The organism is Desulfobulbus sp. (genome assembly GCF_030824455.1).
In the GTDB taxonomy this organism is placed as follows: Bacteria; Desulfobacterota; Desulfobulbia; order Desulfobulbales; family Desulfobulbaceae; genus Desulfobulbus.
In genome coordinates, this window is sequence record NZ_JAVBXR010000022.1 from 34964 (window position 1) to 48439 (window position 13476).

The 13476-nt window shown below is 55.4% G+C and carries 11 protein-coding genes; 6 read left to right on the forward strand and 5 right to left on the reverse strand.

The genetic code is table 11. The features are described 5' to 3' along the window. Window positions 1-345: 345 nt before the first annotated feature. Window positions 346-2055: an NAD(P)-dependent oxidoreductase gene (locus RCH93_RS03745; RefSeq protein ID WP_306546976.1), complete on the reverse strand. Its 1710-nt coding sequence runs from the start codon at window positions 2053-2055 to the stop codon at window positions 346-348. A gap of 185 nt (window positions 2056-2240) precedes the next feature. Here RCH93_RS03745 and RCH93_RS03750 point away from each other — a divergent pair, with 185 nt between their 5' ends. The 4 genes from RCH93_RS03750 (at window position 2241) to RCH93_RS03765 (ending at window position 8376) form a co-directional block, all read left to right on the forward strand. Beyond that, the gene (locus RCH93_RS03750) at window positions 2241-3554 is read left to right on the forward strand and encodes an NAD(P)/FAD-dependent oxidoreductase (protein ID WP_306546977.1); all 1314 of its coding nucleotides are present in this window, start codon (window positions 2241-2243) and stop codon (window positions 3552-3554) included. A gap of 1 nt (window position 3555) precedes the next feature. Continuing rightward, entirely contained in the window at window positions 3556-5319 is a 1764-nt protein-coding gene (locus RCH93_RS03755; protein WP_306546978.1) for a YgiQ family radical SAM protein, read from the forward strand. A gap of 275 nt (window positions 5320-5594) precedes the next feature. Beyond that, window positions 5595-6185 (forward strand): TetR/AcrR family transcriptional regulator, encoded by a 591-nt coding sequence (locus RCH93_RS03760; protein WP_306546979.1) that lies wholly within the window; start codon window positions 5595-5597, stop codon window positions 6183-6185. Between the two features lie 40 nt (window positions 6186-6225). Then, on the forward strand, window positions 6226-8376 hold the full coding sequence (locus RCH93_RS03765; RefSeq protein ID WP_306546980.1) for a SulP family inorganic anion transporter: 2151 nt from the start codon (window positions 6226-6228) through the stop codon (window positions 8374-8376). A 163-nt stretch (window positions 8377-8539) separates the two neighbouring features. Here RCH93_RS03765 and RCH93_RS03770 read toward each other — a convergent pair whose 3' ends face one another. After that, window positions 8540-8761, reverse strand: coding sequence for a hypothetical protein (locus tag RCH93_RS03770; RefSeq protein ID WP_306546981.1), 222 nt, complete (start codon window positions 8759-8761; stop codon window positions 8540-8542). On the opposite strand from RCH93_RS03770, the gene RCH93_RS03775 reads away from it, so the two are divergent. Further along, a complete protein-coding gene (locus RCH93_RS03775; protein ID WP_306546982.1) occupies window positions 8754-9713 on the forward strand; it encodes an MBL fold metallo-hydrolase in 960 nt (319 codons plus the stop codon). The two genes, RCH93_RS03770 and RCH93_RS03775, sit on opposite strands and share 8 nt — an antisense overlap. 196 nt (window positions 9714-9909) lie before the next feature. Here RCH93_RS03775 and RCH93_RS03780 read toward each other — a convergent pair whose 3' ends face one another. The 3 genes from RCH93_RS03780 to RCH93_RS03790 all read right to left on the reverse strand — a co-directional run bounded on the left by RCH93_RS03780 (window position 9910) and on the right by RCH93_RS03790 (window position 11407). After that, the gene (locus tag RCH93_RS03780; RefSeq protein WP_306546983.1) at window positions 9910-10293 is read right to left on the reverse strand and encodes a tautomerase family protein; all 384 of its coding nucleotides are present in this window, start codon (window positions 10291-10293) and stop codon (window positions 9910-9912) included. Window positions 10294-10415: 122 nt separating this feature from the next. Next, a complete protein-coding gene (locus RCH93_RS03785; RefSeq protein WP_306546984.1) occupies window positions 10416-10580 on the reverse strand; it encodes a hypothetical protein in 165 nt (54 codons plus the stop codon). A gap of 215 nt (window positions 10581-10795) precedes the next feature. Beyond that, entirely contained in the window at window positions 10796-11407 is a 612-nt protein-coding gene (locus RCH93_RS03790) for an SH3 domain-containing protein (protein ID WP_306546985.1), read from the reverse strand. Window positions 11408-12385: 978 nt separating this feature from the next. Between RCH93_RS03790 and RCH93_RS03795 the strand changes: the two genes are divergently transcribed. Further along, window positions 12386-13453 (forward strand): HAD family hydrolase, encoded by a 1068-nt coding sequence (locus RCH93_RS03795; protein WP_306546986.1) that lies wholly within the window; start codon window positions 12386-12388, stop codon window positions 13451-13453. Window positions 13454-13476: the final 23 nt, after the last annotated feature.

A 13476-nucleotide genomic window follows, 5' to 3' on the forward strand; every position in this document is an offset into this window, starting at 1 on the left:
GGCTATAAATTTTTACTTACAAAACAGACACATACAGTGCATTTTCGATAGAGCTTAGCCCACCAATTATTTGTTTTTATTGCATTTTCAGTCAGTTCCTCATCAGAAAGCCTATCTTGTCCACCATCTTATCCACCTAAGATGAAGGAATCGAGATGGGCTTTTTCTGTTTCTAACGCCAGCAGCATCCCCACGCCTGACCACTCAATCAGCCCCCAACGCTAGATTTTCTAGTCACAAGCAGATACTCCGCTCGACTGTTACCCTCCATAAAGAGTTCTCACGAGCCGTACGACCTCCAAAACGCCAGCGCAAAATGCAATGTTTTTGGGTTGCAAACGAAGCTCACCCCTTGACCAGCGGACTGGTCCAGGATTTGCCGGAAACAGCCTCGCTGCAAAGGTCTTCCAACTGGCTGATCACCTGTTCCAGTCGTAGATTGTCCGTGGGTGGGGCCATTTTGCGCAACTCGTCCTGCAGGCTGGGCGACTGCAGCGTGGCCATTTCCACCTGATCTTCAATCCGGTCGATGGCCATGTGGATGGCCATGGCAATGTACTCGTCGGCCCTGGGCGTCACCTGGCGAAACTTTGCGCGGCCGCGAAATCGCTGCACCAGAAATTCGCCAATGATGAACAGACTGCGGCTGGCCAGCCCGCCGCAGAAACCAGCGGTCATCGGCAGGAAGGCGATGGTGTGGCCGTATTGCTGCATCATCGGACGGTTTCTTGTTCGCATCACGGTGACGATCAACTGATAGAGCAGGCGAACAAATGAATCGGCAACGTCCCTATTCATGGCCCGCAGCGCCCGAATGCAACTTGAATGGCCCTCGGCTTGTTCCTCGTCAAGCGGCCGCGCCGTCATTGCTTCGACCACTTCGTCGCGCGCCAGGAGCCGCGAGTTGATAGCTTCAACCACGCTGTCGCGGGCGGCGTCCATGGCGTCGCACAAAAGCCCGTGCAGGGCCAAGTGCGGCCGGTCCGATTCCTTGCGGAGCATGGCCTCGTTCCATTGCCGCCACAGCTCCGGGTTCCTTTTCATGTTCTCAATCAGGAACACCAATCGCCGGGTAATGGATTTGCGCGGCGTCGGCTTCCAGCCTAACTCCCTGCGGGTCCGCGAACTGTCGGCAATTAGCTGTTGATCGACATACTTGAGCATCCACAACTGCTCAAAGGGCGCCTTGCCCTGCAGCCGGCTGAGCAGTCGCCGCGCCAGGATCATCGGGGCCAGCAGCCAGCGGTTGATCCGCCACGGTTTGAGATGGTCATTGGCGGAAAACTGGCTGGCAATGCGGAAGAGTTCCAGATGCGACACCGTTCCGTCCGGCCCGGCGTTGAAGGTACAGAGCCGCTCCATTTGGTTGCTTTTCTCGATCACCCGCAGAAAAAATTGCACCAGATCCTGGACATGGATGTAGGGAATGGCGGATTTCCCTTGGCCTGCGATGATCCGCGACTCCAAAAATTTACCCGAGCACCAGTTGTTGAGCAGGGTGTAGAGGGGCGGATACTCGCACCAGTCGCTGAACACCGCCGCAATGCGGACGATGGCCCCCGGCACCCACGGCGCGTATTCCCGCACCAGTTCCTCGCCGGCCCGCTTGCTTCTCGCATAGGGGATGGCGGCGTCCGGCGGGGCCTCCTCGTTGATCACCGGACCAAAGGGGCAGGCGGCCTGCGAACTGGCAAAGATAAACCGTTTGACGCCCAACTTTTTGGCCAGCTCCAGCATGTTTTTGACGCCGTGGATGTTGGTGCGGGTGTATTCGGGATGCTCCTGGTTGGTGAAGTCGTAATAGCCGGCTAAATTGACCACATAATCAACGCCGCCATGGCCCTGCACCCGTTGGAGAAGATTCTCCATCTTGTCCGCCTCAGCGATATCCACCTGAATCCAGCGAAGATTGGCCTCTGGCAGCACCCCCGCCTCCTCCATGGACCTCCGGGCAACGCAAAACAGGCGGAATCTGCCGGCGGCGGCCTTGATGAAATTACGGCCGACAAAACCGGACGCGCCGGTCAGAATCAATCCTGGCAACGAATGGTCCATTTGCATTCTCCCTTGAGCAAGCCCGTCGCGCGTGCGTTGGTGTTCTTTTCTGGATAAACAAGCGATTATTATGGATAGTGGAGCGGTGCCCATCTGTCAACAACCAGCATGCAACCCATGGGGCGACAGTCTGCGAATCTGAGGATTAAGGTGTTTTTTCCCGTGGCTTGGTGTAGTACTGGCGCATGGATTCCACGCCTCTTTCCCAAAACGACAATCGCCTGCAAAAGGCTGCGGCGCCCCAGAATTGCCTGGTGGTGGTCGGCGGCGGCGCCGCAGGCCTGATGGCCGCCGGACAGGCCGCCCTGGCGGGGGCCAAGGTTGTTGTTCTGGAGAAGATGAAGCGGCCGGGCCGCAAACTCTGCATCACCGGCAAGGGGCGCTGCAACCTGACCAACGTCGCCCCGCTACCCGAGTTTCTTGGTCATTTCGGCCCCACCGGCCCCTTTCTTCGCCAAGCCTTTCACCGTTTTTTCACCCCTGAGTTGGTCCAATTTTTTCATGAACTGGGACTGAACACCACCACCGAACGCGGCGGCCGCGTCTTTCCAACCTCGGGCAAAGCACCGGAAGTGCTGGCAGTTTTAGAGCAGTGGTTAGGGCGCTGCGGCGTACATGTTCGCACCGGTTGCGCGGCTGAGCATCTCTTGGTCGAAGACGGCAGATTAACCGGAATTATTTGCGGCGGCGCGACCATCGCCTGCAAAGCCCTCATCCTTGCCGTCGGCGGAGCCTCCTACCCGCTCACCGGCTCCAGCGGCGACGGCTATCGTTTAGCCGAAGAAGTCGGGCATCGCATCGTGCCAATCCGGCCCGCGCTGACGCCGCTGATCACCGCAGGCGGCCTGGCCGCCCGAATGGCCAATTTGCAGCTGCGCAACATCCTGGCGCGGGTGTTCATTGACGGCAAAAAAAAGGCAGAGGCCTTTGGCGAACTCACCTTCATGGAATACGGTCTCAGCGGCCCGGTGATTCTGACCCTCAGCGGCGGAATTGTCGACGCCCTGCGCCAGGGGCAGGAAGTGATTGTCCAGCTCGATCTCAAGCCGGCGCTGGATGAAAAAAAACTCGACGCCCGACTGGTGCGCGATTTCCAAGAGCGACGACTGGAACCAATTGCCAGCGTGTTGCGCGGCCTGCTGCCCAAGGAAATGGTGGCCGTGGCCCTGGAGGAGATTGATCTGGGCGCTGATCGCCTGGTTGGAACCATCCGAGCCGACGAACGCAAGCGACTGCGTCACTGGCTGAAAAATTTCCCCTTGCGGGTGGTCAGCCACCGCCCGCTGGCCGAGGCCATTGTCACCGCCGGCGGAGTTGACGTCAGCGAGGTCAATCCCCGCACCATGGAATCGCGGCTGACGTCAGGGCTGTTTTTTGCCGGCGAGATCCTCGACATTCAGGCCGACACCGGCGGCTACAACCTCCAGGCCGCCTTTTCCACCGGCTGGCTGGCCGGCCGGGCCGCAGCCGCCCGAATCACTGAAGGCGCGGAGGCCTGAGATGTTTCTCCCCAGCACTCGCGATGAAATGGAACGGTTGGGCTGGCCCCAACTGGACGTGATATTGGTTACCGGCGACGCCTATATCGACTCGCCCTTCATCGGCGTCGCCATGATCGGCAAACTGCTGGTTCATCATGGTTTTCGGGTCGGCGTCATTGCTCAGCCGGCAGTGAACTCAGGCACGGACATCACTCGTCTGGGCGAACCCAAACTCTTCTGGGGCGTCACCGGCGGCTGCATCGACTCGATGGTCGCCAACCGCACCGCCTCCGGCCGCCGCCGCAAAACCGACGACTACACCCCCGGCGGTCTCAACACCCGCCGTCCCGACCGGGCGGTGATCGCCTACGCCAATCTGATTCGCCAGCATTTCAAAGGCACCGCGCCCCTGGTGTTGGGCGGCATCGAGGCCAGCCTGCGCCGCATCGCCCATTACGACGTCTGGGACAACCGGGTGCGCCGCTCCATCCTCTTTGACGCCAAGGCCGATTACCTGCTCTACGGCATGGCCGAACGCACCGTGCTCGAATTGGCACGGGCGTTGGCCGCCGGCCAGTCGCCAACCTCGATTCGCGGCCTCTGTTACGCAGCCGCCGAAGCGCCGGCAACCGCCCTGATGCTGCCTGCCTACCAAACAACAGCGGCCGATAAAACCGCCTTTGCCGCCATGTTCCGCGTCTTCTACGACAACAATGATCCAATCACCGCCCAGATGCTGGCGCAGCAGCAGGACAGCCGCTTCCTGATTCACAATCCGCCGCAGCCGCCCTTGTCCACAGCGGAACTCGACCAGGTCCACAATCTCGATTTTGAACGCGATCTCCATCCCCTGAATCGGCGTTTGGGCACGGTGCGCGCCCTGGACACCATCCGTTTTGCCCTCGCCACCCACCGGGGCTGCTACGGCGAATGTAATTTCTGCGCCATTGCCGTGCATCAGGGGCGCACCATCCAACAGCGCAGCGTCGAGTCGATTGTGCGCGAGGCGGAGCGGATGGCCGTTCACCCGGCCTTCAAAGGAACCATTGCCGACGTCGGCGGTCCCACCGCCAACATGTACGGTTTTGAATGCGCCAAAAAGCAGACCAAAGGCGCCTGCCGGGACAAACGCTGTCTGTTTCCGACCATCTGCCCGAGTCTCAAAATCGATCACGGCCCGCTCATTGGCCTGCTGCAGCGGCTGCGCAGCATCAACAACATCAAAAAAATCGCGGTGGCCTCGGGAATCCGCTACGACATCATTCTGGCCGACAAGAAACACGGCCTCAGCTATCTGCGCGAGGTGGTGCGCCACCATGTTTCCGGGCAGATGAAAATTGCGCCGGAACACAGCGAAAGCGAAGTGCTGCACGCCATGGGCAAGCCGGGCACGGAGGCCCTGCTGCAATTCCGCAGCCTGTTCAATCGACTGACCGAAGAAGAGGGACTGAAACAGTTCCTCACCTATTACCTGATTGCCGCCCACCCCGGCTGCACCCAAGCGGCGATGGAAGCACTGCATGCCTTCTGCCGCAAAGAGCTGCATCTTATTCCCCGCCAGGTGCAGTTGTTCACCCCTACGCCGTGCACCTGGTCCACCCTGATGTACTGGACCGAAACTGACCCCTTCAGCAACGCGCCCTGTTTTGTCGAAAAAAGTGAAGCCGGCCGTGAACGGCAAAAGGTCGCTCTGGTCGGCGATACGCCGCGCCCCAAAAAAGAGGCCACCGGCAAACCTGTTTCCGCCAAATCGTTTTCTCCACGCAGAAAGAACAAAAAATAGCCCCGCCCTCCCCACCGGCAACCAATCCCGCATTTTTACGATGCAACGGGATGTTGCAGCTCTTCACCTCTGCATTGCGCCCCCTACCTTTATTCAGCCTAACCGGGCCTTTTCATAAATTATTCTGATATATAAAAAAACACTTTGACCGGTTACGCGTTCGGGGGTATCTAAATATCACAAATCCTGAGTGAGTGCTCAGTCGGGAATGTCGCCAATGCAGTTTTCTGAGTGATCGCTCACTTAACAGACCGACAACAGAGACCAAAGAAGGTATGACACGCGCACAGACAAAAAAAGAAGCCATCCTGCAGGCGGCAACCAAATTCTTTGCGGAACGCGGCTACTGGGACACCTCGGTCAACGACATCTCCAAGGCCACCGGAGTGGCCGAGGGCACCATCTTTTATCATTTTCAGAGCAAGGAAGACCTGTTTCTCGCCGTGCTGCAAAAGTTCAAAGAGGACTTTGTCGGTAAATTCAAGCAGTATCTCAAGGATAACGAGTTCGACACCGGGCTGGAGATGGTGGAAGGAGCGATTTCATTCTACCTCTACCAGTCCAGCGTCATGGAAGAACGGTTTCTCCTCCTCCACCGCCACCATTACTATCAGATTGCGCCGGACAATCCCAAATGCTGGCAGTATCTGGAGGAAATCTACAGCGGCCTGATCAGCATTTTTGAGCAGGCGATCATCAGGGGCATGGCTGACGGATCGATCCGCAAGGTGTCGGCCAACAAGAAGGCCCTGCTCATTTTCACCTTGGTCGACGGCCTGGTCCGTCTGGACACCTATAATCTCTACCAGGCGACAGCCCTCTATGAAGAGCTCATCGAGTCCTGCCGCTGTTGGCTGAAACCCTGACCCATCAACCTTTGACTTCAACGAACACGAGCGGACGGACATGGCACTGACAAAAATTTTCCCCTTTCTCGGCTGGATTAAAGGCTACAACGCAAAGAGTTTTCAGATCGACGCCCTGGCGGGTCTGACCGTGGCCCTGGTCCTTATCCCGCAGTCGATGGCCTATGCGCAACTGGCGGGGCTGCCGGCCTACTTCGGCCTGTACGCAGCCTTCCTGCCGCCTATGGTCGCGGCCCTGTTCGGTTCAAGTCGGCAACTGGCCACTGGCCCGGTGGCCGTGGTTTCTTTGATGTCCGCCGCCTCGCTGCAGCCGCTGGCTTCGGCCGGCAGCACCGAATTCATTGCCTACTCCATCCTGTTGGCCTTGATTGTCGGCGTGTTTCAGTTCTCCCTGGGCGTGCTCCGTCTCGGCCTGGTGGTCAACTTCCTGTCGCACCCGGTGGTCAATGGTTTCACCAATGCCGGCGCGATTATCATCGCCACCTCCCAGTTGTCCAAATTTTTTGGCGTGGACGTCGACTCGGCGGAGCATCATTACGACACCATGATCCGGGTGGTGCAGGCGGCCATGGATTTCACCCACTGGCCCACCCTGATCTACGGCGTGGGCGCAGTGGCGATCATGGTTGGCCTGAAGAAAATCAATCCCAAAATTCCAGCGGTGCTGGTGGCGGTGGTCATCACCACCCTGCTCTCCTATTTCACCGGCTATAATAAAGACGTGCGCGCGCCATTGGCGGCCGTCAAGTTGCCCGAAGCCGAACAGCTTATCACCGAATTCAACAGCACGATCAAAACAATCGAAACATTGAGCCTGGAACGACTCAACGCCGGCAAGGAACTGGAGCAGGCGGAGAAGACCGCACACGGTCACGGCCCATCCCTGGAGTCCATCGCCCTGCACAGCCAAATAGCCCTTCTCACCGGAAAAATAGGGCAGGCGGAAGAGCAGACGCTTGAACTCCGCAGTAAATTGCGCCAACTCAAATTTGAAAAAGCGCAGCAGGGCGACCAGGCGGTGTTTTACCTGAAAGGCGCGGTTCCAGGCGACGTCGCCACCGATCACGGCACATGGCGACTGAAGGTGTCGAACTCCAAGCTCAAGACCGACCAGCTATTGCTCATGGGCGGCGGCGCAATCATCGGCAAAATCCCCGAAGGCCTGCCCACCTTCACCATCCCCAAGCTGCAGGCCAACACTATTTTCAAAATTCTGCCCACCGCGATCATCATCTCTTTGCTGGGCTTCATGGAAGCCATCGCCATTGCCAAGGCCATGGCCGCCAAGACCGGGCAAAAACTTGATCCCAACCAGGAATTAATCGGTCAGGGCTTGGCCAACATCATCGGCTCGTTTGGTTCCAGCTATGCGGTGTCGGGCTCGTTTTCCCGCTCGGCGGTCAACCTGCAGGCCGGCGCGTTAACCGGCATTTCCAGCGTCATCACCAGCATTATGGTGGTCATCACCCTGATGTTCCTCACGCCGCTGCTCTACCACCTGCCACAGGCGGTGTTGGCCGCAGTGATCATGATGGCGGTTATCGGCCTGATCAACACCAAGGGTTTTGTCCACTCCTGGCATGCGCAAAAACACGACGGCATTATCTCGATCATCACCTTTGTCGTCACCCTGGCCTTTGCCCCGCACCTTGACAAAGGCGTTATGGTGGGCGTCGGCCTGTCCATGGCGGTTTTCCTCTACAAGTCGATGCGGCCGGTGGTGGCCAAACTGTCGATGTACAAAGACGGCTCCTTGCAAAGCACGGAACAGCATCGGTTGCGCGGCTGTCGCCACATCGCGGTGGTTCGCTTCGACGGAGCCCTCTTCTTTGCCAACGCCAGCTATCTGGACGAGCAGATCCTCAAATATCGCAACGACATGCCGGACTTGCGCTACATCCTGCTCGACGCCAGCGGCATCAACGACATTGACGCCTCGGGCGAAGAGGAGCTAGCCCTGCTGGTGGACCGCTTGCACGCCGCCAAACTGGGCTTTGCGGTCTGCAACGCCAAGGGCCCGATCCTGGCCGTGCTTGACCGGACCCATCTGTTTGACAAGATTGGCCGGGAGAATTTTTACCCAGACACCAAGGCCGCGGTGGCCGACATCGTGGGCAAGGTCCATGAAAGCGCGGATCTGCCTTCCGAGGGCTGCAAAAACTGCCCGCTGACCAAATATCTGCCGAACTAAAGCTTCGCGCCCTTCCTTCCTCTGGCCGCTGTCCTTTCCCGGACAGCGGCCAGAACCTTTTGTTTCCTCTGTCCGCCAAACATCTATCCTGCAAAAAATCGATTTCCTCCATTGCTCCCTGGAACATTCGGAACGCCTGGGTATGCCGATCTCTTGACCAACATCAGCAAGCGCCCTTGCGGATGACACTAAAGAACGCTATCATCACCCTGAAATCACGGTTTAGAAAAGCTTTGCAAGGGTAATCTCCCGTCAGGCCGCATCGGGAATTCTCGTGTTTTCTGATATCGAAGCGCTGATGGTCTCTTGAGGTTGAGGCGGTGAAGTCGTCAAACGTAAGGGCCGCGTCAAAATCACTCTCAAAAGCGAACAATGGCGTGGCCATCGTCGCCCCCTGGAAAAATAGCAAAGAGATATCAGGTCGAGAATTCCTGTCCAATGATCTCCGGGTATTCGTGATTCCTTCAACAATCAATTCGTCCCTTTTCAGCGCTCTTGCCCAAGGGATGCCAGCAGGCTTTCGATCGCATCAAACAACAACCACTTGTTTTGGGACAATTCAAAAAATGACAACTGGTCAACCGCATAGAGGACCGCTTCAAATGAAGATCACGTTTATTGCCGTGGTGATGATGTTGATGAGCACATTGACTGCCGCCGCGAAAGAGGTGGTCAAAAGGGATGTCATCAAAACATCGGCTGGCGACGTTGAACTTTTTTTCATTGGTCACGCATCCCTAATGATGACCTTTCAAGGGAAGGTCATCCATTTTGACCCATACGGCAAAATGGCAAATTACACGACACTGCCCAAGGCCGATGTGATTTTCATTACCCACGATCATAACGATCATTTTGATCTGGAGGCTCTGCAGCATATCCAAAAAAGAGAGACTGTCGTGATCCTGCCTCCAATTTGTTCTGAAAGAATACCGGAAGGATGGGTCGTGACAAACGGGGAACGTCTGGATGTCCAAGGAATAGATGTGCAAGTCATGCCCGCCTTCAACATGGCCAACAAGAGGGCTAACGGCCAACTTTTTCACCCAAAAGGGATTGGCAATGGCTATGTGCTGTCTTTTGGCGACAAACGAATATATGTGGCGGGCGACACAGAAAATATCGCGGAAATGAAGGCATTGAAGGACATCGACTGCGCCTTTCTACCAATGAGCACGCCTTCGACGATGACGCCGGAGATGGCGGCCAATGCCGCTCAAGCATTTCGACCGAAAATTCTCTACCCCTACCACTACAAAGAGACGGATCCCAACAGGCTCACGGAACTGTTGAAGGATACGCCTGGCATCGAAGTACGTATTCGGCAATTACGATAAATAATTTGATCTTTCAGGCTGCATTGAAATCGCTGCGTGAATTCTGAGAAGGGGCCGCTGCGGTACAGCGGTAACAGTCGGAAAATCGGAGAAAAAGAGTGATTCTGACAAGGGTGTGCAAGGCTGTTTTAACTTTCTGTCTTCGTCGACTCTTGCTGTGGTTGACGCATTCAGGTCGTTGTTCACCCTGGGCAAGTCATTCAACAAGTTGTGCTTTGCCACGGCCAAAAGACCAATTTTCGGCTTTGTTCTCAGCAATCACGATAAACACATCATCCTCGACAAGACCTGTGCTTGAAGAAATCAAGGCCGCTATTTCCTGATAAAGACGGCGCTTCATGTCAATTGTGCGCCCTTCTTTGCAGGTAATATGAACATAAACGATATCATCGGAATGAGGAACGCCAAGGTAGCTTGTCGGAAAAACAAGCTGATGAGGCTCGACTTCATACACCACTTGAAATTTATCAAGTTCCGGAACATTGAACTCCTTCACAAGTGCTTTATGCACTGACTCCACAATCCCTGAAACATATTCCGAAGGTTTCCCGCGAAGGAGCGATATCTGAACGAAGGGCATAACTGCCTCCAATTAAGGATGATTCAAGGGGTCGCACCCGGCCTGTCGTCACAGCTGATTGCCATGCGGATGCGCCGGAGATACATCCGAGAGACCGTTTCGATTAGCAGAGAAATGAGATTCTACTGTTGTTCGCCAGCGTCATTTTTGTTCTCGCCGACCTCCGGCACGCCTTTCGGCTTCTTTTCGATCTCTCCATTTACAATGCAATAGTCGCAAGAGCTGTCAATTCCGGTGTGCCCATGCCAATCATCCTCAGCCCAATCTTTTTCTTGAATGTTGTTCATGTTAGCCCAGGTAATTTCCGTATGGGATGGTTTGACTGTGGCGCACCTGCTCCCAAGGCAACCGCGCCTGAAAAAATTTGCGCAATATTGTTCAAATTATACCACACCTTATGCGGTGGTTGCCTGAAAAAGCATTTCTACTGAAGAAAAACCGCTGCCGCACCAGTCAATCAGAACCGAACAGGGACAAGCACAAAAACGCTTGCTCCCCTGAGCTACATTCCCCACAGGAGACTACGATCAATCCACCCTTTCACCCCACCATCATGCTCCACTTCAACCCATTGGTTTTTTTCTCCTAATTTGCGGAATACCACTCCATAGAATGCTTTGCCGACTATTTTGTTTTTTGTTCCAGGACCACTGCGAACATTAATCTGAGCGGTGGAATCTTTATTGGCCTTAACGATCACCGTCGGGTTGTCACTCACCATGCTTTGGTGCACCCAACCGGTATCGCCTTCAAAATCTTTTATCTGAAGCCAATCCTCTGAACGATTAATGACGTCAAGGGGCATGCCTGATCCCAATGTGTAAAGAACAGGATGATTTGTTCCTGGACCGGAGCGCATATTGATATCGTCCCCCTTGATTGAAACCATTTCCGCAGATGCGATACCATGACAGGTCAATTGCACAAATAACGATCCGATTAAAAAACAACTTCTGCAGTTCATGATGCAGCCTCCTTTATCAGCTTTGTTTAATGGCGACAGTTGTATTTTCTCCAGATAAATGCGAATTTTTAAATTTGGGAAAATTGAAAACAACATAAAAAAGCCGACTGTTTCCAAGTGAAAACGAGTCGGCAGAAGAGGTGGTGACATACTTTTTAGCACATGGCGTGCCACACAAAACATAACTTCAAAATTTTAACTAAAAATAACAATTTTTCAGCAATTTGACGGGCACCACCAAAGGAAAGCGAACAAATTCGGCATTTTAGACAACTGGAAGTTATGAAACAAGTTACATTCCCAACAAAGCGATAACGTCTCAAAATTAAAAATAAAATCAAGCGCCTTGTTGCAAAGCAACACTTATGCGCATGTATATTTTTTACACAGCGATTTCATGCATTTGGTGACTTTTTATACACCAGGCGGAGCCCAAGAGGCATGAGCAAGAACGAAAGCCACAAAAAAGCCAAACACCTACAGGCAGTTGGCTTTACGCTGCATTTCACTGGTTGAGATGGAGGGATCAGAACGCTCTTTTTCCTCCTTCCGAGGCAACTCAACGGTAATTTTGGGATATTGTTAAAGTTACAATACGCCTTTTGCGGCGTGTACCGTGAAAAGCGTTTCAACGGAAGACGAACTGCCACCAAATCAGCACCCTACATGTCAATCAGAACCGAACTGACATGGTCCGTTCGAAGCTCGCCCTGTGGCGCCGCGGACTCCTAGACGAACCCAGCGATCTTGTTTCGCTGGCTTACAGTGAAATAGGCGTTGGCTTTACCAATGCATGGAATGTGGCGTGATCACCGCTGGGCAGGCCCAAAATGCGAAGATTGCATCGGTTGACAAATACGCAAGCGTTGAGTTGGCAAGAAAAAGAGGATGGATGGGAACGGCAGTCATCGTAGAATCGGAAAAGACAAGGCGTGCAAAGCAGCTGTTTCCAAATTGTTTCCAGGAGTTAAAAACATAAAAAAAGAGACAGCAAAAACAGCCCTTTAAAAACTCCTCTGTTTATCGTATATAACCCGACACAATCGGCTGTTTTCCCGATCCGGACTCTCAGCCCGCTCCCATGACATTTCCCGCGAATCACAGGCAATGACACCTTCAGGAACACCCATGCAGTTGCAGACGGCCGAGACCTCGGATGAGGCGGGAAACTGGCTCCCGGAAAACCTGACGCAAATCTCAACCAGGATCAAGGCGATCTCGGCGCGGTCGTTCTCCGCCAAGCCGGTTGCCGTGTTCGATTTTGACAACACCTGCATCTTCCGCGACGTTGGCCAGGCGGTGTTTCGCAGCCAACTGCAACACCTGCGCTATTGCCTGCGACCGGAGCAACTGGCCGCCATCCTTCCCCGGATCGAAGGCGATCTGGCCGGCCGCTCGATGACCGCGATCACCTCGACGATCTGCGCCGCCTACCAACGACTCTGGCCGCTGATAACCGACAATCGGATTGACCAGGCCCTGTTGCTGCCGGAGTATCGGCTGTTCGCCGCCCTGCTGCTCTGGTTCGCCGACAAGGCGCGCAAGGACGAGCGATTGGGGCCGCGCTACGTGCTGCCCTTTATGGGCAAATTGTTGGCTGGATTTACCGCCGACGAAGTGCGGCAATTGGCAATTGAAGTGGTGCTTGCGGTGCGGCAAGAGCCGCTGATTGAGGAAACGCTGACCTGCGACGCGCCGGAGCCGCTCGGCCGGATTGCAGCGAGCTATCCGCTGGGCCTCCACGCCCATCCGGAGATGCTGGCATTGATGCGCAACCTGGCGCGGCAGGGAATAGAATCGTATGTGATTTCGGCCAGCACCGAATGGCTGGTGGAAGGCGCGGCGCAACTGCTGGGGTTCCCGGTGGATCGGGATCACGTCTTTGGCATCCGGGTCCGCCTGGATGCAGGCGAGACGCTGACCATTGACGATCTCAACGCCTACCCCACCACCTTCCGCGAAGGCAAGGCCGAGATCGTCAACCAATGGATTGACGGCACACCGGTGTTGGCCGCCGGCGACGCCGACACCGACTACGAGATGCTGACCCTGCCGGGCATTGACATCCGCCTGCTGATCAACCGCCGGCAGAGCGGCCTGATCAGCAGCCTCTACCAGGACCCGCGCATCCTGCTTCAAGGGCTGGACTTGGACACGGGCCGATTCCGGCCGTCGCGCGAGTCAATCGGCGGTTAATTTATGCCCTGGAGCAATTGAGC